A 16,063-nucleotide genomic window follows, 5' to 3' on the forward strand; every position below is an offset into this window, starting at 1 on the left:
TTGCCGGTTACTCGTAACGTTGAGCCAGGGGCGATGTGGTTCATGACTCGATGTGGAGATCGGAATGGACGCGGCCATCCTGCTGAACTTCACGGCGATCGTCATCTCTGCGGCCGCGCTTGGCGCCTCGTTGCTCATCGGGTTGCGGCAGGTTCGGGCGGCCCATCAGCAGGTGCATGCGTCGCAGGAATCGAACAACACGCTCGTGGCCATCGAGCTTCTCACCCAGGAATGCCGCAGTGAGCAGTTCCTGGAGAGTGAGGCCTATGTGGTGCGGCATCTTGCCGACGACCATTCGCCCGAGCGCGGCGTCGACGGGCTGCCGGTCGATGCGTGGAAACACGCCACGCGGATGGGGCTGTACTACTCCAGCCTCGGGATCATGTCGAAGCTCGGAGCGATCGATCAGGCGCTGCTGATCAGTTCCACGCACTATCGGGTGCGCCGGTGCTGGAAGATTCTGGAGCCCTACATCCTTCGCGAGCGGGAGATCAGGAAGTCCACGTACATGGCCTATTTCGAGCATCTCGCGGCGGTCGCCGGGGACGCCGACCTGCCGGGACTGCACCGGGAATTGGGGCTCGAGCAGATCGGCAGCCGGTCGGCGGAGTTCGCTGCCGAATTCGACCAGGCGGCCGTGGATCGGGCTCCGGCGCCGGCCCGCCGGCGCCGCCTGCCGGTCCGCTTCCGGCAGCGGAACGCCTGACGTTCGCCGGTCTTCGCCCGGTCGCGACCGGCAGAGGCCCTTACGGGGTTTGTGGTCGCGGAATTCAGGGTGACGTCGGAGTTGATGCCGGATGGCCTGGAGGTGGTGAACGACCAGGCTCGATGCATGGTGGTCAACGGGGGGACGCGGCTGCGGCCGCAGGTGGACACGGTCGAGCGGGTGCGGCTGCTGCCGCAGGTGGCGGTCATGATGGCGGCCGTCGCGGCGTATTTCTTGGTTCGGGGGGCCACCCAGGCGGCCACTGTCGAGGCGGTGCGTAACGCGCATCTGGTGGTCGATGTCGAACGCGCGCTCGGGCTCTTTCGCGAGCCTGGGTGGCAGGCCTCGGTGATGAGCATGCCGTTCCTGCGTACGGTGCTGAACGACATCTACATCTGGGGTCATTGGCCGGTCATCGCGGTGACGCTGATCTGGCTGGCGCGGCGGCATCCCGCCGTCTATCTGCGGGCCCGGGACACGATGCTGCTGTCCGGCGGGATCGGTCTGGTCATCTTCGCCACGTTTCCGGTGGCGCCGCCGCGGCTGGCCGGTCTCGGCATGGCCGACACCGTCACCGCCGGGGCGCATGCCTACCGGGTGTTGCAGCCGGCCATGTTCACCAACCAGTACGCCGCCATGCCGAGCCTGCACGTCGGCTGGGACCTGGTCATGGGGCTGGCCATCGCGGCCGCGTCCCGGCACGTGCTGCTGCGGCTGATCGCGGTCACCCTGCCGGTGGCCATGGTGATCACCGTGCTGTGCACCGCGAACCACTACCTCGTCGACGCGATCGCCGGGGCCGCCCTGACCTCGCTGTGCTGGGTGATCGTCGGGGCAGTGCGGCGGGCCGGCCGGGTGGAAGCGCTGCCACCGGAGGAGGTCGAGCGGCCGCTGGTCCTGGCCGGGCAGCGCTGAGCGGCGTACGCCGGACTTGCATTTATTTGCATCGATTGACCTGGTCCGTGCGCGGGTCGTAGGTTTTGGGTGCTCGACCGGCACCTCGACGTCGTTGAGGGTGGTTCTCCCCGACCGGTGCCGGCCTGCCGATACCGCCGTTCGGCCGTGCCCCGTGATCCACCGTCGCGGAGCATCGGCCGGCGCGATGCGACGGCGGTACGGCGCCTACCCGCTTCCGCACGAAGCACGAACGAGGAGATCTACCGTGCCCAGAATCGTGAAATGGTCGGCCGCGCTCGCCGTGGTCGTCGGCGGCACCGCCGCCGTCGTCGGCGTGACCGCTCTGTCCTCCGCGGCCGCCACCACCCTGACCGTCGCCGCCGACGGCACCGGCCAGTACAAGACCGTGCAGGCCGCGGTCAACGCGGTCGCCGCCAACAACGCCAGCCGGGCCACCATCAACATCAAGGCCGGCACCTACCGGGAGATCGTCGTCGTCCCGTCGAACAAGCCGTACATCACGCTGAACGGCACCGGCTCCGGGCCGAGCAATGTGGTGATCGTCAACAACCGCAGCAACGCCGGCGGTTACGGCACCTTCGGTAGCGCAACGGTGACGGTCAACGCGAAGGAGTTCGTCGCGACCAACCTGACCTTCTCCAACGACTACGGCACCGGCAGCCAGGCCGTCGCGATCAACATGAACGGCGACAAGGGCATCTACAAGAACGTCCGGTTCCTCGGCAACCAGGACACCCTGCTGGCCAACACCCAACGGCAATACATCGCCAACTCGTACGTCGAGGGCACCGTCGACTTCATCTTCGGCGACGCCACCGCGGTCTTCAACGCCACGTCGATCTACGAGAAGCGCTCCACCGGCGGCCCGCTGACGGCAGCCCGGACGCCGTCGGGCAACACCTACGGCTTCCTGATCTACAAGAGCACGATCACCGGCGCGACCAACAACACCACCCAGCTCGGCCGCCCGTGGGGTGCGACCGCGCAGGTGCTGTTCCGCGAGTCCTCGCTCAGCGCCACCATCGCGACCTCGCAGCCGTGGATCGACATGTCCAGCAACTCGTGGAAGAACGCCCGCTTCTTCGAGTACAAGAACACCGGCTCGGGCGCGACCACCAACAGCAACCGCCCGCAGATGAGCGACTCGACCGCGGCCAACTACACCCCGCAGAAGTACCTGGCCGGGTCGGACGGCTGGAACCCGATCGGCTGACGAACAGGCCCCGCCCGCCGGGAACGGTGGGCGGGGCCCAAACCTTGCTCGCCGCATTGGCCAGGGATGGTTCGTCACGCCGGCTGACCGTCAGGTAAAACACGACGAGGGAGATCGCGGCGAGCCCGAACAGGCTGGTCAGGGCCGTGCCGAACCAGAGGCCGCCGAGGTCGCCGAGGAACCCGCCGACGGGGCGCGCGACAACGTAGGCGACCCAGAAAGCGATCGCCGAGCCGCTCCCGGTGAAGTGATGCACGGACCGCACGGCAATGATCAGAACCCGAACAAGAATCGCGGTGCCCGCGTAGCCGGGGGTGAGCGCCTCGTCGCCCGCATGTCCGGCAGCCGATCCGAGTTCGAAGGTGAACAGGACGGCGAGCCAGGAGAACGCCGCCCGGCGGCCGGTGTCGACCGTGCTGATCGACACGGTTCGCTCGGTCAGGAACCAGGCCGTCAGGGTCACGGCGAGCAGAACGGCGAAGGCCACGGTGGTCGTGTCCGGCGAGACGGCGAAGATCTCGATCACGTTGTCGGCGACGAGGGTGCCGAACACGCTGACCAGGCGGATCGCGCCGCCCGCCGCCGGGGCTGGTGGAAGCTTCCGGTGCTTGCCCTGGCCGGGTGTCTCGCGGTGTACGAGCTGCACGGCCATCTGCCGGACGCCGCCTCGACGTGGGCCGTGCTGCGCCAGGCGAGCCTGGGCTGGCTGGTCGCGGCCGTGGTGCTGCAGGTCCTGTCGATGGTGGCGTTCGCCGAGCAGGAGCGCCGGTTGCTGGGTGCGTTCGGGGTGGCGATGCCGGCCCGGACCTCCGTCGCGGTGACGTTCGCCCGGTCGGCGATGGCCACCGGGTTGCCGGGTGGGTCGGCGGTCGCGGCCGCGTACGGCTTCCGGCAGTTCCGGTCCCGGGGCGCGAGTCGCTCGGTCGCCGGGACGGTCACCGTGCTCTGCGGCGTCGCCTCGTTCTCCGGCCTCGCCGTGCTCTACGCCGGGGACGCCGTGGTCCGGGCCGGGACGCTCGTCGCGGCCGCCATCACGGTTCTCGTCCCGGCCCTGCTGGTGCTGGTGGTGCGGCGGATCCGGCGCAGCTCGCCGCCGGCGGACACCACATCGGGGCTGCGGCGGACCATCCACGAGACCGCCGTGCTGGCCGCGATGATCCCGGCCCGGCGATGGCTGGTCGTGCTGGCCCTCGCCACCGTGAACTGGCTCTGCGACCTGCTCTGCCTGCTGGCCTGTCTGCACGCGGTCGGCCTGTCGGTCCCGGTGCCGGTGGTCGGCGCCGCCTATCTGGGTGCCCAGCTGGCCCGGCAGATCCCGGCCACCGCCGGCGGGCTCGGCGTGATCGAGGCCGGCCTGATCCTCGCGATGACCACCACCGGCCACGCGCCGGCCGCCGCGGCGGCGGCCGGTGTCCTGACCTACCGCCTCATGTCCTGCTGGGCGCTGCTCCCGGTGGGCGCCGCCTGCTGGGCCGGCCTGCGCAATCACTCGACCATCAAGGAGAACGCATGAACGACGGACGTATCCCTGAGTCAGCCCAGGTAGATGGCCGAGCTGGCCATGGCCGCCCAGGTGAAACCGGCGCCGAGCAGGAACCGGTCGGAGACGAACAGGTGAGCAGGAACCAGCTGGACATCGGCACCCGGGCGGCGAGTGCACCGGCCACCGGCCGCAGCAGGAACCCGCCGGCGATGGCCAGAATGTCGGCGAGCGGCCGCGAGGACCGCCCGCCGAGAGCGAAGCCGCCCGCGGTGTCCTGCATCTTGAAGACGGAGTTGAAGGTGGCGACGAGCTTGCCGGCGTCGGCGGCCGGCACCGCCGAGGTGCCGGGCCAGGCCGATCCGCCCGCGACCACGGAGCTGAACAGGCGCTGAAGCTACCGCTGGGCCGGCAGCCGGACGATCACGGTCAGCCCGCCGCCGGGGCGGGCGCCGGCGGTCGCGCTGCCGCCGTGCGCGGCCGCGATCGAGGCGACGATCGCCAGCCCGAGCCCGAAGCCGCCGTCGCCGGTGCGTTCCTGCAGGCGGCGGAACGGCTCGAACAGGCCGCCGGCGTCGCCGGCGGCGATCGGCGGGCCGGTGTTGGCCACCGTCAGCACGACGTGCGTGTCGTCGACGCCGGTGCTGACCCAGACGTCGCCGTCGGGCACGTTGTAGCGCAGCGCGTTGTCGATGAGGTTGGCGGCGAGCCGTTCGAGCAGGATCGGATCGCCGCCGGTCGGGGCGGGCGCCAGCGCGGCGTGCAGGCGGGCCGCACCGCTCTCGGCGGCACCGGCGTCGATCGCGTCCTCGGTCACCGTGGCCAGGTCGACCGGCTCCTGGCCGAACCCGCCCTGATCGGTGCGGGCGAGGGTGAGCAGCGCGTCGATCAGCGACTGGGCCTGGCCGACGGCGGTGCGCACGTCGCGGCCCATGCCGACCAGTTCCGCGGGGGTCGGCTCGGGCTTGGCCAGCACCACGTCGACGGCGGCCCGCATGACGGTCAGCGGGGTGCGCAGCTCGTGGCCGGCGTTGGCGATGAACCGGCGCCGGCTGTCGAACGAGGCCTCCAGCCGGCCGAGCATGTCGTCGAACGTGTCGGCCAGCTCCCGCAGCTCGTCGCGCGGGCCGGGCAGCGCCAGCCGGGCGGACAGATTTTCCTCGGAGGCGTTGCGGGCCGCCTCGGTGATCCGGTGCACCGGCCGCAGCACCCGGCCGGCGACCAGCCAGCCGGCCACCACCGCCAGGAGCGTCACCACCGCGAGAGTGCCGAGCGAATACCACAGCAGGCGGTCGAGGATGGCCTCGCGCTGGGTGTTCGCGCCGGTCATGACGCCTTCCTGGTAGGCCGCCTTGCACTTGGACAGCAGCGCCGGGTCGGAGTCGGCCGACGCCCGTTCGCAACTCTCCACGAAGTCGGCCGGCACCGTACCCTTCGACGTGGACTGCGGCAGATTCGTGGCGACCAGTCCGTAGGTGATCGCCACCAGGATCGCGCCGCACACCGCGAACAACCCGCAGTAGAGCAGGGTGAGCCGGATCCGCACGGTCACATCCGGTACCCCCGTCCGATGACCGTCTCGATCAGCGGCGGCGGCCCGAGCTTGCGCCGCAGCCGGGTCAGGGTCACCGAGACGACGTTGCTGAACGGATCGGCGTTGGCGTCCCACACGTGCTCGAGCAGGTCCTCGGCGCTGACCACGCCGCCTTCGGCCGCGATCAGCATCTCCAGCACGCCGAATTCCTTGCGGGTCAGCGACAGCGCCTGCCCGGCGCGATCGGCCCGGTGCCGGGCGCGGTCCACGGTCAGGTCACGGTGGCGGATCACCGGCGGAGTTGAGGGGGTACGCCGGGACAGCGCGCGGATCCGGGCGACGAGCTCGACAAACGCGAACGGCTTGCCGAGATAGTCGTCGGCGCCCAGCTCCAGGCCGCCGACCCGGTCGTCGACCGACGTCGCCGCGGTCAGCAGCAGGATCCGGGCGGGTGCCCCGGCCGACAGGCTCCGGCACACGTGGTCGCCGTGCACCACCGGCAGATCCCGGTCGAGCACGATCACGTCGTAGGCGGTCCCGGCCGCGGCGGTCAGCGCGGCCGCCCCGTCGTGCACGACGTCGACCGCCATCCCGGCGTCGCGCAGCCCTTCGCCGATCCGGGCGGCCAACGTGACGTGGTCCTCGACCACCAGCACGCGCATGCCGACATTGTGCCCCCGCCGGCGTGACATCCGTCGAACACGGCGCGTAGCGCTGATGTCATCGCCCAGCCGCTAGACCTGTGGCGTCCATCCCATTCGGAACGGGGGCTCACGGTGAAACATCTCCCGGCGGCCGCGACGGCCGCCATCGTCCTGTTCGCTCTCGCCGCATGCAGCGGCGATCCGCCCACCTCGTCGGTGCCGCGCTTGCCGGGAAGCGGCGCCAGCACCACCGCAACGACCGGGGGCGACGACAATCCCAACGCTGTCGCCGGCGACAGCGGTGCGGGGCGCCGGGCCAAGCTGCACGCCGCCGCGCAGTGCATCCGCGAGCACGGGGTGCCCAACTATCAGGACCCGGTGCTGACCGCGGACGGCTACGTCTACACCGACGAGGTGGCCTTCCGGCCGATCGAGGGGCCGCAGATGGAGGCGATCCAGACCACCTGTCACGACCTCATCCAGGCGGCCGGCTTCGCCATCCGCGACCAGGGGCCGCCACCGCCGAAGCTGATTCAGGCCGGGGTGAAATCGGCCCAGTGCATGCGCGCGCACGGCCTGCCGAACTTCAAGGATCCGACCGCCGACAGCCGGTTCGCGCCCGGCAAGGGCTTCGGCATGGACCCCACCTCGATACCGCCGGGCGGGAAGCAGAACCCGACCCTGCGGCGCGCCGCGGAGGCCTGCCAGGCGGTGCTGGACGAGGAAGCGGCGGCGTCCAGCCTCGGGAATCTGGGCAATGCGTAGGCGGGCCGTGCTCAGCGGGGCGGCGGTCGCGGTGGCCGCGACCGCCGGCACCGGCTGGTGGCTGCGGGGCGATCCGGTGCCGCCGGCGGCGGCCGTCGTGCCGACCGGCACGACCACCGTCACCCGCACCGACCTGTCGGCCACCGCGAAGATCCCCGGGACCCTCGGCTACACCGGCGCGTACGACGTGTACTGGCTGGGCACGCCCGGCATCGTGACCTGGCTGCCCCGCCCGGGCCAGGTGATCAGTCGCGGACAGGCGCTGTTCGCCGTCGACGACCAGCCGGTCCGGCTGCTCTACGGCAACCGGCCGGCCTGGCGCACCCTCTCCCCCGGCATCACCGCCGGGCCGGACGTGCGCCTGCTGGAGACCAACCTCGTCGCGCTCGGCCACGCGACCACCGCGAACCTCACCGTCGACGGGCGGTTCACCGGCGCCACCTACGCGGCCGTGCGCCGCTGGCAGCGCGCCACCCACCAGCCGGTCACGGGGCGGCTGGAGCTCGGGTCGGTGGTGTTCCAGCCGGGCCGGCTGCGGGTCGCCGACCTCGCGGTGAAGGCCGGCGGCCGGACCCCGGGCGACGCGGTGGTGTCCGGGACGTCGACGACGGTCGTGGTCTTGCTGGCCATCCCGGTCACCGACACCCACCTCGTCCACCTGCACGACGCCGTCACCGTCACGATGCCCGGCGGCGAGACCGTGCCGGGACGGGTGACCGAACTGTCCACCGTGGCCACCGCACCCACCGAGACCGACCTCGGCCGCGGCAACCAGCTGCCGTCGGTGCCGGCCACCGTCACGCTCGGCCGGCAGATCGCCGCCGCCGGTCTCGACCAGGCACCGGTCGAGGTGCAGGTGGCGACCGCCTCGGCCGCGAATGTGCTGGCCGTGCCGATCACCGCCCTGGTCGCGCTGGCCGGCGGCGGCTACGGCCTCTATCTGCTCGACGGCGGCCGGCGGCTGGTCGGCGTCGAGCCGGGCCTGTTCGCCGACACGCTGGTCGAGGTCCGGGGCGACCTCCGGGAGGGCGCGACCGTGGAGGTGCCGGCCGCATGAACGGTGTCCTGGAACTGTCCGCGGTCCGCAAGGTCTACCCGCCGCCGACCGCGGTCACCGCGCTGGACGGCATCGACCTCGTCGTCGGCGCCGGCGAGACGGTGGCCATCACCGGCGCGTCCGGCGCCGGCAAGTCCACCCTGCTGAGCATCCTCGGCACCCTCGAACGGCCGACCAGCGGCACGGTCCGGGTCGCCGGCGCCGAGGTGTCGGCGCTGTCCGACGCCGCGCTGTCCGAGGTCCGCGCGACCCGGCTCGGCTTCGTCTTCCAGCAGTTCTTCCTGCTCGACCGGTTGAGCGTGCTGGACAACGTGGCCACCGGCCTGATCTACCGGGGTGTGCCGCCGCGGGTCCGGCGGGAGCGGGCCGTCGAGGCCCTGTACGAGGTGGGGCTGGCCGGCCGGATCGGGCACCGGGCCGGCCAGCTGTCCGGCGGGGAGCGGCAGCGGGTCGCGATCGCCCGGGCGATCGCCGGCCGGCCCGCGGTCCTGCTCGCCGACGAGCCGACCGGCAACCTCGACTCGGCCACCGGCGCGGAGATCACCACGCTGCTGTCCGGCCTCGCCGGCGACGCCACCACGGTCGTGCTGATCACGCACAACACCGAGGTGGCGGCGGCGATGCGGCGGCAGGTGCACCTGCGCGACGGCCGGATCGTCAGCGACACCAGCGTCGACACCGGCGAGGTGTCCCGGTGAGCGCCGGGCTGCGCCCGGCCGACGCGATCGCCCTGGCCACCGTCGGTCTGCGGACCCGCCGGGCCCGGTCGGCGCTGACCGCCCTCGGCATCGCGATCGCCGTCGCCGCCGTCGTCGCGGTGCTGGGCATCGCGCAATCCGCCAAGGCCGACCTGATCGCCCAGCTCGGTGAGCAGGGCAACCTGCTGACCGTCGCGTCCGGGGAGTCGGTCAACGGCCGCGGCGTGCCGCTGCCGCTGTCCGCCGAGCCGATGATCGCCCGGATCCCGCCGGTGCGGACCGTCACCGCGGTCGGCACCCTGGAGAACGTCGCCGTGCGCCGCAGCCGGGCCATCCCCGAGGTGCAGACCGGCGGCATGAACATCCTGGCCGCCGAGCCGTCGCTGCCGGCCACCCTGTCGGCGACCGTGCTGCTCGGCCACTATCTCGACGCCACCGCCGAGCACTATCCGGTCACCGTGCTCGGGTTCGAGGCCGCGAAGATCCTCGGCATCGGCTCGCTGCGGACGCCGACCCAGATCCTCCTCGGCAGCCACTGGTTCACCGTCGCCGGGGTGCTCGCGCCGGTCGCGGTCGCCCCCGAGGTCGACCTGGCCGCGCTGATCAGCTTCGGGCAGGCGGCCGACGTGTTCGGGCGCACCGCCGGCCCGAGCCGCATCTACCTGCGGGCCGACCCGGACCAGGTGGCGGCCGTGGCGTCGGTGCTCACCGCCACGACCGTCCCCGGCGGGCAGGGCGAGGTCCAGGTGCGCCGGCCGTCCGACCTGCTGGTCGCCCGGATCGCGGCCAAGGGTGCGTTCGTCGGGCTGTTCCTCGGCCTCGGCGGCATCGCGCTGCTCATCGCGGGTGTCGGCATCGCCAACATCATGGTGATCTCGGTGCTGGAACGGCGCGGCGAGATCGGTCTGCGCCGCGCGCTCGGCGCCCGCCGCCGGCACATCGCCGGCCAGTTCATGCTGGAGTCCACCCTGCTGGCCGCGGCCGGCGGCCTGCTCGGCGTCGTGCTCGGCGTCCTCGCCACGGTGGTCGCCGCCCGGCTCGGCGGCAATCCGGTCGCGATCCCGCCCGCGGCGCTCGCCGCCGGTCTCGGCGCCGCCCTGGTCGTCGGCGCGCTGGCCGGGCTCTACCCGGCGGTCCGGGCCGCCCGGCTCGCCCCGGTCGAGGCGCTGCGCACGCTGTGACCTTTCAACGAATCTTCAGGGCCGGAAATCTACCTTTCCGTTCATGAGCGTTCTTGACCCGCAGCACCTGATCTCGACGTTCGGGGTGATCGGCATCCTCGCCATCATCTTCGTCGAGTCCGGCCTGCTGATCGGTTTCTTCCTGCCCGGCGACTCGCTGCTGTTCACGGCCGGCCTGCTGGTCGCCGGCGGGACCCTGCTGCACCTGCCGCTGTGGCTGCTGTGCCTGCTGGGTGCGGCCGCCGCGATCGCCGGCGACCAGGTCGGCTACGCGTTCGGGCGCCGGTTCGGGCCGGCCCTGTTCCGCCGGCCCGACTCCCGCCTGTTCAAGCAGGAGAACCTCACCCGGGCACAGGCCTTCTTCGACCGGTACGGCCCCCGGTCGATCGTGCTCGCCCGGTTCGTCCCGATCGTGCGCACGTTCACCCCGATCGTGGCCGGCGCCGCCGGCATGCACTACCGCACCTTCGTCCTCTACAACGCGATCGGCGGGGCGCTGTGGGTCGGCGGCGTCACCACGCTCGGCTACTTCCTGGGCCAGGTCGCCTTCGTCCGCAACCACATCGAGGTCATCCTCCTCGGCATCGTGGTGGTCTCGGTGCTCCCGATCGCCGCGGAACTCCTCCGTGCCCGTCTCCGCGCACGTCAATCCGCCGGGGCGTGACCTAGCGCGCCACCGACACATAGAACTCGGTGATTTTGGAGCCCTTGTTGCTGATCGAGAAGTCCGAGGTGCCGGCCGCCACCGAGGTTCCTTATCCATCTCTTACCCACTCGGGGCCACCGCCTCAGGGACGTAGGAGAGGCTGGGTTCATGCGAGTTCTGGTGGTCGACGACGACTCGGCCGTTCGTGACTCCCTCGCGCGCACGCTGCGCTTCGAGGGGCACGAGGTCGACACCGCGGCCGACGGGTAGGCGGCACTCGACGCCGTCCGCGGCAGCGAGCCCGACGCGGTGATCCTCGACGTCAGCATGCCGGTGCTCGACGGCCTGGAGACCTGCCGCCGGCTGCGCGCCGACGGGGTTCTCGTGCCGGTGCTGATGCTCACCGCCCGCGACGACGTCGGCGACCGGGTCGCCGGCCTCGACGCCGGGGCCGACGACTACCTGGCCAAACCGTTCGCCCTGCAGGAGCTCCTGGCCCGGCTGCGAGCCCTGCTGCGCCGCTCGCTCATCACCACCCCGCCGCCCGCGCCGGAGCACCTCACCTACGCCGACCTGCGCCTGGATCCGAGCACCCGCGAGGTGTGGCGCGGCACCCGGCCGCTGCGGCTGACCCGCACCGAGTTCGACATCCTGGAGACGTTCCTGCGCCACCCGAAGCAGGTGCTCACCCGGACCGTGCTGTTCGAGCAGGTCTGGGGCTACGACTTCGGCGAGGACTCCAACAGCATCGCGGTGTACCTCGGCTACCTGCGCCGCAAACTAGAGGCCGAGGGCGAGACGCGGCTGCTGCACACCGTCCGCGGTGTCGGCTTCGTGCTGCGCGAGGAACCCTGGTGACCCGGATCGCCCGCTGGTGGCGCCGCCGGACCCTGCACGGCCGCCTGGCGCTGCTGGTCACGGCGGCGGTGTCGGCCGCGCTGGTGACGCTGTCGGTCGCGGCCTGGCTGGCGGTCGGCGAGATCCAGCAGCACCAGACCCAGTCCCAGCTGACCGCGGATGCCGCGGCGATCGCCGCCCAGCCCGACCAGTGGCTGTCCGCGGCCGGCTGCGTGCTCGGCACCGGCGGCGCGGCCCTGCTCGGCCGGCTGGTGGCGCGGTCCGGGCTGGCCCCGGTGCAGGACCTCACCGGCGCGGTGGAGAACGTGGCCGTCACGATGGACCTCGACCGGCCGCTGAAGGTCGAGGGCACCGACGAGATCGCCCGGCTGGGCACCTCGGTCAACACGCTCCTCGAAGCCATCGGTGCGGCCCGGCAGGCGCAGCGCCCGAGGAGCGCGAGAAGCTCCTCGCCGACCTGGACGCGCAGATCCGCGAACTGGCCGGCCTCACCACCGAGCTGGTCGAGCTGGCCCGCACCGAGGCGACCCGGGAAGCACCGGAGGAGGTCGACCTGGCCGAGGTGACCCGGGCGGCCGTCGCCCGGGTCCGGATGCGGGCGCCCGGCCTGACCTTCGACGCCGACCTCGCGCCCGGTGCCGTGCACGGGCGGCCCGGCGAACTGGAACGCATGATCGTCAACGTGCTGGACAACGCGGCCAAGTTCAGTCCGCCGGGCACGACCGTACACATCAAGCTTCTCGCCGACGACGAAAGCGGAAGCTGCACGCTCAGCGTCGCCGACGACGGCCCGGGCATCGACGAGGCCGACCGGCCGCACGTCTTCGAACGCTTCTACCGCGCGACCGCCGCGCGCTCGATGCCCGGCTCCGGACTCGGCCTGGCCATCGTGGCGCAGACCGCACGCCAGCACGGCGGCAGCGTCACCGCCGAACCCCACCGCCCCGGCGGAACCGTCGTCACGATCCGGCTGCCGCGGACCTACCGATGACGCCCGCCGAGAGCTACCGGCTCCAGCATGGCGACGCGGTTTCGCCGTTCCTTGGCGTGGGCGTAGGCCATCAGGGCGAACAACACTCCGAGCAGGACGATTGACGATCCGAGCGTGCCGAGCGCGAGTCCACCCTTTGCCGACGGCTTCGTGAGAAAGTCGCCGGCGGTCGCGCCGAGCGGCCGGGTCAGCACGAATGCGAACCAGAACAACAACACGTTCGATACCGCCGGAACGTATTTCAGGGCCAGCAGAACACCGAGGAGCGCGGTCACCAGAAGGGCGCCGCCGGCGTAGCCGAGACCGGAACTGTCGGACAGGAAATCGCCCATCGACGTACCCAGGGTGTTGGACACCAGGATCGCGGACCAGAACAGGGCCTCACCGCGGAACGTATTGATTTCCCCGATCGCGAACGGAAGTCCGCTCGCCTTCCACACCGCGAAGATCACGAGCAGGAGGCTGATCAGGATCGCCGCTCCGGCCGGGTAGCCGAGCCCGAGCCCCTGCGGTCCCCAGCCGAGCGACGTCGCGCCCGCGGCCAGGTATTTCTCGCTGGCATCGCGGTTCATGAAGTCGGCGATGGTGGTGCCCGCCATGCTCGTCGACAGGATCACCGTCCAGTAGTGGAACGGGTGATAGCGCTCCGAGCGCAATTGGACGACAAGGGTGCCGACGAATAGCGCGAACAGCGCGATGGTCGTCAGAAAATAGCCGAGCTTCAGGGTCTGCGCGAACAGGTCGCCGGCCGTTTCGCCCAGGGTGGTCGCCGCGATCTTCATGACCCAGAAGGCAAGTGTGATTTCCGGAAGTTTCTTCATCATCGATTCCCTCATATCTCCTACACAATGTAGGTGATGCTCATGAGGTAGAACGCCGGAACGGCCGATCGGTTAGCGGCCGGCTTTTCAGCGGGCTTTCAGGAACAACTCGCGATCGTGGTCGGCGAACCTGGCTCCCTGCCCGACAGGAGAAACGATGCAGTACTACGGCGATACCGTTCCGCGGACCCGCGGATGGCTGACCAAGGTGCCGGCGATCACCGCCACCTTCTGGGTCATCAAGGTGCTGTCGACGACGGTCGGCGAGACGTTCGCCGACTATCTGACCGTGAACGTGGGCCTCGGCCCTTCTGGATCGCGTACGTCCTGACCCGGCCGCTCGGCGCCTCGCTGGGCGACCTGCTCACCCAGTCGAAGGACTTCGGCGGCCTCGACCTCGGCGCCAGCACGACCAGCCTGCTGTTCTTCGGCGTCATCCTGGCCCTGGTCGCCCGGGAACAGATCCTGGCCGATCGGCACGGGGTGGCGAGCAAAGGCGACGGACCGCACGGCGGCCGCCGGGCCGACTTCACCTGGGCCGCGGCCGGCGCCGCGGTCATCGCGATCACCGGCGGGCTCATCGGCGCGACGCACACGAACACCGCGAGCACCCAGGCCATGGACCAGGTCACGATCACGACCACCGGGGCGGCCGCCGGGGGCGGCACCACGGCCACCGAACAGATCAACCCCACCACCCGGCTCGGCAACCTGAGCAGGTTCGCCGTCATCACCGGCGACCTGCAGGCGATGGTCGCCCACAACGACCTGGCCGCCGGCAAGACCCGGGCGAAGGATCTCGAGGTCAGCTGGGACGACGCCGAGGCCGGCCTGAAACCGCGCGACTCGGCCAAGTGGCACCAGCTCGACGGCGAGATCGACACCGTGCTCACCGCGCTGCGCGCGAGCAACCCGACCAAGGCCGACTGCGCGGCCGGCCTGACCGCCCTCATGACGACCCTCAACCGGTACGACGGCGTCTGATCGCTCCGTCCGCGATGCCGCCGGCGTCCGGCGTTTTTCATTTGCCCCCGGTCCGGGTGTTCTGGGTGAAGGTGGTGAGGTCGGCACTCACGTCGTACATGACGTTCGCGCCGGCCTTGGTGCCGAGCACGTCGTAGGAACCGTCCGGGTCCTTGCGCACGCTCGACACCGTGACCGACGAGTCCTTCGCGGTCATCACCGCGGTCACCTTGGCGAGCTCGTCGCCGGTCACCGCGGTGTCCTTCGATCCGCTGGAACCATCCGGCCCGCGGGTTGCCGGCGCTGAGCTACCTACGGCAGCTCCCGGTCGACATGCTGAAGATCGGCCGGTCGTTCGTCACCGGGATCGCCCAGGACGCCCAGGCCCGCACGGTGGTCGAGGCGATCATCCGGCTGGGCATGGCGTTCCGGATGGCGGTGGTGGCCAAGGGCATCGAGACCGCCGAGGACGCCGAGGTGCTGCTCGACCTGGGCTGCAATTTCGGCCAGGGCTACCACTTCCACCGCCCCTCGACGCCGCCGGCGCCCAGGCCGCATTGAGCACCCGAGTGGTCCGACCGCCATCGATGGCCGTCAAACGCTGTTCGTGAAAATTTTTACCAACCGGATGTCGCCATGGGCGCAGGCTCCCTTTAGGATCAGCAGCGCGTCATCGCAGGGATGCCGCCAACTTGAATATGCGTTCCATCGAGAGGGATAGACAGCGGTGGACGAGAGCCAGCGCCCTTCGCGGGTCCGGCCCTATGTGTTCAGGACTAATGCGGAAGTGCCGGACCCGCCGTCGATGCCGCGGGAGTTGCCGGATGACCGGCCACCTCCGCCGGCCGGTCGGAGCTCCCACCAAGCCGTAACGCTTCGGCGCAACTGGATCGGCGTTCTGATTGCGGTGTTCTCCGTGGCCACGATGGTCGTGGTCCTGGCCCTGATGCGGGAGCCGGCCACCGGGCTCGAGCCGGCGGCGCGGCCGGCAACCGAGATCCTGCCCAGCTGGCCCAGCGGTCCCCTCCGCGAGCAACCCTCGTCCCCGCCGAGCGTGGCCCCGTCGTCTTTTCTGCCGGTGACCGGACAGGCAGCAGTTCCGGCGGCGCGCTCGTCGAGCCCGCGCCGGACGTCGCCGGCCCCGCCGCCGGCTCCGCCCCCGCCGAACGCGACCGCCTACCGCATCGTTCAGGCCGAGGATTTCGACGAGCAGAACGGCATCAAGGTGGAGGCCGACGAGAGCGGCCCGGGATCGCATATCGGATTCATCACCACCGGCGATTGGGTGCGCTACGACAGCGTCGGGTTCACCGATGTCCCTGCGAACACCCTGTTGATCAGCGCCTCCAACTGGGCCGCGAACAATGGGACCGGTGAGGTCGAGGTGCATCTGGACAACCGTTCCGGTGCACCGATCGGCCGGATGACGATTCCCAACAATGCCGACTGGTTCACGTTCACCACGTACTCCATGAAGATTCGGCCGACGACCGGCGTGCACACCGTCTACCTGACGTTCTCGAGCAGGCAGACCGAGGAATTCGGCAACATCGACTGGTTCCGTTTCCAGCATTGACCTGCCGCTGAG

The 16,063-nt window shown here is 71.0% G+C and carries 20 protein-coding genes and 1 pseudogene; 17 read left to right on the top strand and 4 right to left on the bottom strand.

Features of this window, described 5'->3' with window-relative positions; translation table 11 throughout:
- Positions 1 to 64 precede the first annotated feature (64 nt).
- The 5 genes from Adu01nite_RS07225 (at position 65) to Adu01nite_RS07245 (ending at position 4,712) form a co-directional block, all read left to right on the top strand.
- A complete protein-coding gene (locus Adu01nite_RS07225; protein WP_203725742.1) occupies positions 65 to 706 on the top strand; it encodes a DUF4760 domain-containing protein in 642 nt (213 codons plus the stop codon).
- A 126-nt stretch (positions 707 to 832) separates the two neighbouring features.
- Entirely contained in the window at positions 833 to 1,621 is a 789-nt protein-coding gene (locus tag Adu01nite_RS07230) for a phosphatase PAP2 family protein (RefSeq protein WP_239132202.1), read from the top strand.
- A gap of 247 nt (positions 1,622 to 1,868) precedes the next feature.
- Positions 1,869 to 2,837: a pectinesterase family protein gene (locus Adu01nite_RS07235; RefSeq protein ID WP_239132203.1), complete on the top strand. Its 969-nt coding sequence runs from the start codon at positions 1,869 to 1,871 to the stop codon at positions 2,835 to 2,837.
- A 604-nt stretch (positions 2,838 to 3,441) separates the two neighbouring features.
- Positions 3,442 to 4,350: a lysylphosphatidylglycerol synthase transmembrane domain-containing protein gene (locus tag Adu01nite_RS07240; RefSeq protein ID WP_203725744.1), complete on the top strand. Its 909-nt coding sequence runs from the start codon at positions 3,442 to 3,444 to the stop codon at positions 4,348 to 4,350.
- Positions 4,347 to 4,712: a hypothetical protein gene (locus Adu01nite_RS07245; protein ID WP_203725745.1), complete on the top strand. Its 366-nt coding sequence runs from the start codon at positions 4,347 to 4,349 to the stop codon at positions 4,710 to 4,712. The genes Adu01nite_RS07240 and Adu01nite_RS07245 overlap by 4 nt, the downstream gene beginning before the upstream one ends.
- A gap of 2 nt (positions 4,713 to 4,714) precedes the next feature.
- Here the strand turns inward: Adu01nite_RS07245 and Adu01nite_RS07250 are convergent, their stop codons facing one another.
- Positions 4,715 to 5,869, bottom strand: a complete 1,155-nt coding sequence (locus tag Adu01nite_RS07250) for a sensor histidine kinase (protein ID WP_203725746.1) — start codon at positions 5,867 to 5,869, stop codon at positions 4,715 to 4,717.
- The gene (locus Adu01nite_RS07255) at positions 5,866 to 6,513 is read right to left on the bottom strand and encodes a response regulator transcription factor (RefSeq protein WP_203725747.1); all 648 of its coding nucleotides are present in this window, start codon (positions 6,511 to 6,513) and stop codon (positions 5,866 to 5,868) included. The genes Adu01nite_RS07250 and Adu01nite_RS07255 overlap by 4 nt, the downstream gene beginning before the upstream one ends.
- A 114-nt stretch (positions 6,514 to 6,627) precedes the next feature.
- Here Adu01nite_RS07255 and Adu01nite_RS07260 point away from each other — a divergent pair, with 114 nt between their 5' ends.
- From Adu01nite_RS07260 to Adu01nite_RS47620, 8 genes and pseudogenes are all read left to right on the top strand, one after another.
- Complete coding sequence (locus Adu01nite_RS07260) at positions 6,628 to 7,260, top strand: hypothetical protein (protein ID WP_203725748.1); 633 nt, start codon at positions 6,628 to 6,630, stop codon at positions 7,258 to 7,260.
- Positions 7,253 to 8,317: a peptidoglycan-binding domain-containing protein gene (locus Adu01nite_RS07265; protein WP_203725749.1), complete on the top strand. Its 1,065-nt coding sequence runs from the start codon at positions 7,253 to 7,255 to the stop codon at positions 8,315 to 8,317. Before Adu01nite_RS07260 ends, Adu01nite_RS07265 begins: the two co-directional genes overlap by 8 nt.
- Entirely contained in the window at positions 8,314 to 9,015 is a 702-nt protein-coding gene (locus tag Adu01nite_RS07270; RefSeq protein WP_203725750.1) for an ABC transporter ATP-binding protein, read from the top strand. The genes Adu01nite_RS07265 and Adu01nite_RS07270 overlap by 4 nt, the downstream gene beginning before the upstream one ends.
- The gene (locus Adu01nite_RS07275) at positions 9,012 to 10,196 is read left to right on the top strand and encodes an ABC transporter permease (RefSeq protein WP_203725751.1); all 1,185 of its coding nucleotides are present in this window, start codon (positions 9,012 to 9,014) and stop codon (positions 10,194 to 10,196) included. The genes Adu01nite_RS07270 and Adu01nite_RS07275 overlap by 4 nt, the downstream gene beginning before the upstream one ends.
- Positions 10,197 to 10,239: 43 nt before the next feature.
- Positions 10,240 to 10,860, top strand: coding sequence for a DedA family protein (locus Adu01nite_RS07280; RefSeq protein ID WP_203725752.1), 621 nt, complete (start codon positions 10,240 to 10,242; stop codon positions 10,858 to 10,860).
- Positions 10,861 to 11,010: 150 nt separating this feature from the next.
- A pseudogene (locus Adu01nite_RS07285) lies at positions 11,011 to 11,700 on the top strand (response regulator transcription factor).
- Complete coding sequence (locus Adu01nite_RS47615; RefSeq protein ID WP_239132204.1) at positions 11,697 to 12,266, top strand: HAMP domain-containing protein; 570 nt, start codon at positions 11,697 to 11,699, stop codon at positions 12,264 to 12,266. The pseudogene Adu01nite_RS07285 and the gene Adu01nite_RS47615 overlap by 4 nt, the downstream one beginning before the upstream one ends.
- Positions 12,263 to 12,691 carry a sensor histidine kinase gene (locus Adu01nite_RS47620; RefSeq protein WP_239132205.1) on the top strand — a complete coding sequence of 143 codons (429 nt, stop codon included), beginning with the start codon at positions 12,263 to 12,265 and terminating at the stop codon, positions 12,689 to 12,691. Before Adu01nite_RS47615 ends, Adu01nite_RS47620 begins: the two co-directional genes overlap by 4 nt.
- Here the strand turns inward: Adu01nite_RS47620 and Adu01nite_RS07295 are convergent.
- On the bottom strand, positions 12,682 to 13,515 hold the full coding sequence (locus tag Adu01nite_RS07295) for a COG4705 family protein (protein ID WP_239132206.1): 834 nt from the start codon (positions 13,513 to 13,515) through the stop codon (positions 12,682 to 12,684). The two genes, Adu01nite_RS47620 and Adu01nite_RS07295, sit on opposite strands and share 10 nt — an antisense overlap.
- 154 nt (positions 13,516 to 13,669) lie before the next feature.
- On the opposite strand from Adu01nite_RS07295, the gene Adu01nite_RS47625 reads away from it, so the two are divergent.
- Both Adu01nite_RS47625 and Adu01nite_RS07300 read left to right on the top strand, forming a co-directional pair.
- On the top strand, positions 13,670 to 13,843 hold the full coding sequence (locus Adu01nite_RS47625) for a hypothetical protein (protein WP_239132207.1): 174 nt from the start codon (positions 13,670 to 13,672) through the stop codon (positions 13,841 to 13,843).
- 29 nt (positions 13,844 to 13,872) lie between these two features.
- Positions 13,873 to 14,496, top strand: coding sequence for a hypothetical protein (locus Adu01nite_RS07300; protein WP_239132235.1), 624 nt, complete (start codon positions 13,873 to 13,875; stop codon positions 14,494 to 14,496).
- A gap of 37 nt (positions 14,497 to 14,533) precedes the next feature.
- Here the strand turns inward: Adu01nite_RS07300 and Adu01nite_RS07305 are convergent, their stop codons facing one another.
- Positions 14,534 to 14,728, bottom strand: a complete 195-nt coding sequence (locus tag Adu01nite_RS07305) for a hypothetical protein (RefSeq protein WP_203725754.1) — start codon at positions 14,726 to 14,728, stop codon at positions 14,534 to 14,536.
- A gap of 41 nt (positions 14,729 to 14,769) precedes the next feature.
- On the opposite strand from Adu01nite_RS07305, the gene Adu01nite_RS07310 reads away from it, so the two are divergent.
- Both Adu01nite_RS07310 and Adu01nite_RS07315 read left to right on the top strand, forming a co-directional pair.
- The gene (locus Adu01nite_RS07310; RefSeq protein ID WP_239132208.1) at positions 14,770 to 15,036 is read left to right on the top strand and encodes an EAL domain-containing protein; all 267 of its coding nucleotides are present in this window, start codon (positions 14,770 to 14,772) and stop codon (positions 15,034 to 15,036) included.
- Between the two features lie 166 nt (positions 15,037 to 15,202).
- The gene (locus Adu01nite_RS07315; RefSeq protein ID WP_203725755.1) at positions 15,203 to 16,051 is read left to right on the top strand and encodes a carbohydrate-binding protein; all 849 of its coding nucleotides are present in this window, start codon (positions 15,203 to 15,205) and stop codon (positions 16,049 to 16,051) included.
- Positions 16,052 to 16,063 lie beyond the last annotated feature (12 nt).

The organism is Paractinoplanes durhamensis, from assembly GCF_016862175.1.
Classification (GTDB): domain Bacteria; phylum Actinomycetota; class Actinomycetes; order Mycobacteriales; family Micromonosporaceae; genus Actinoplanes; species Actinoplanes durhamensis.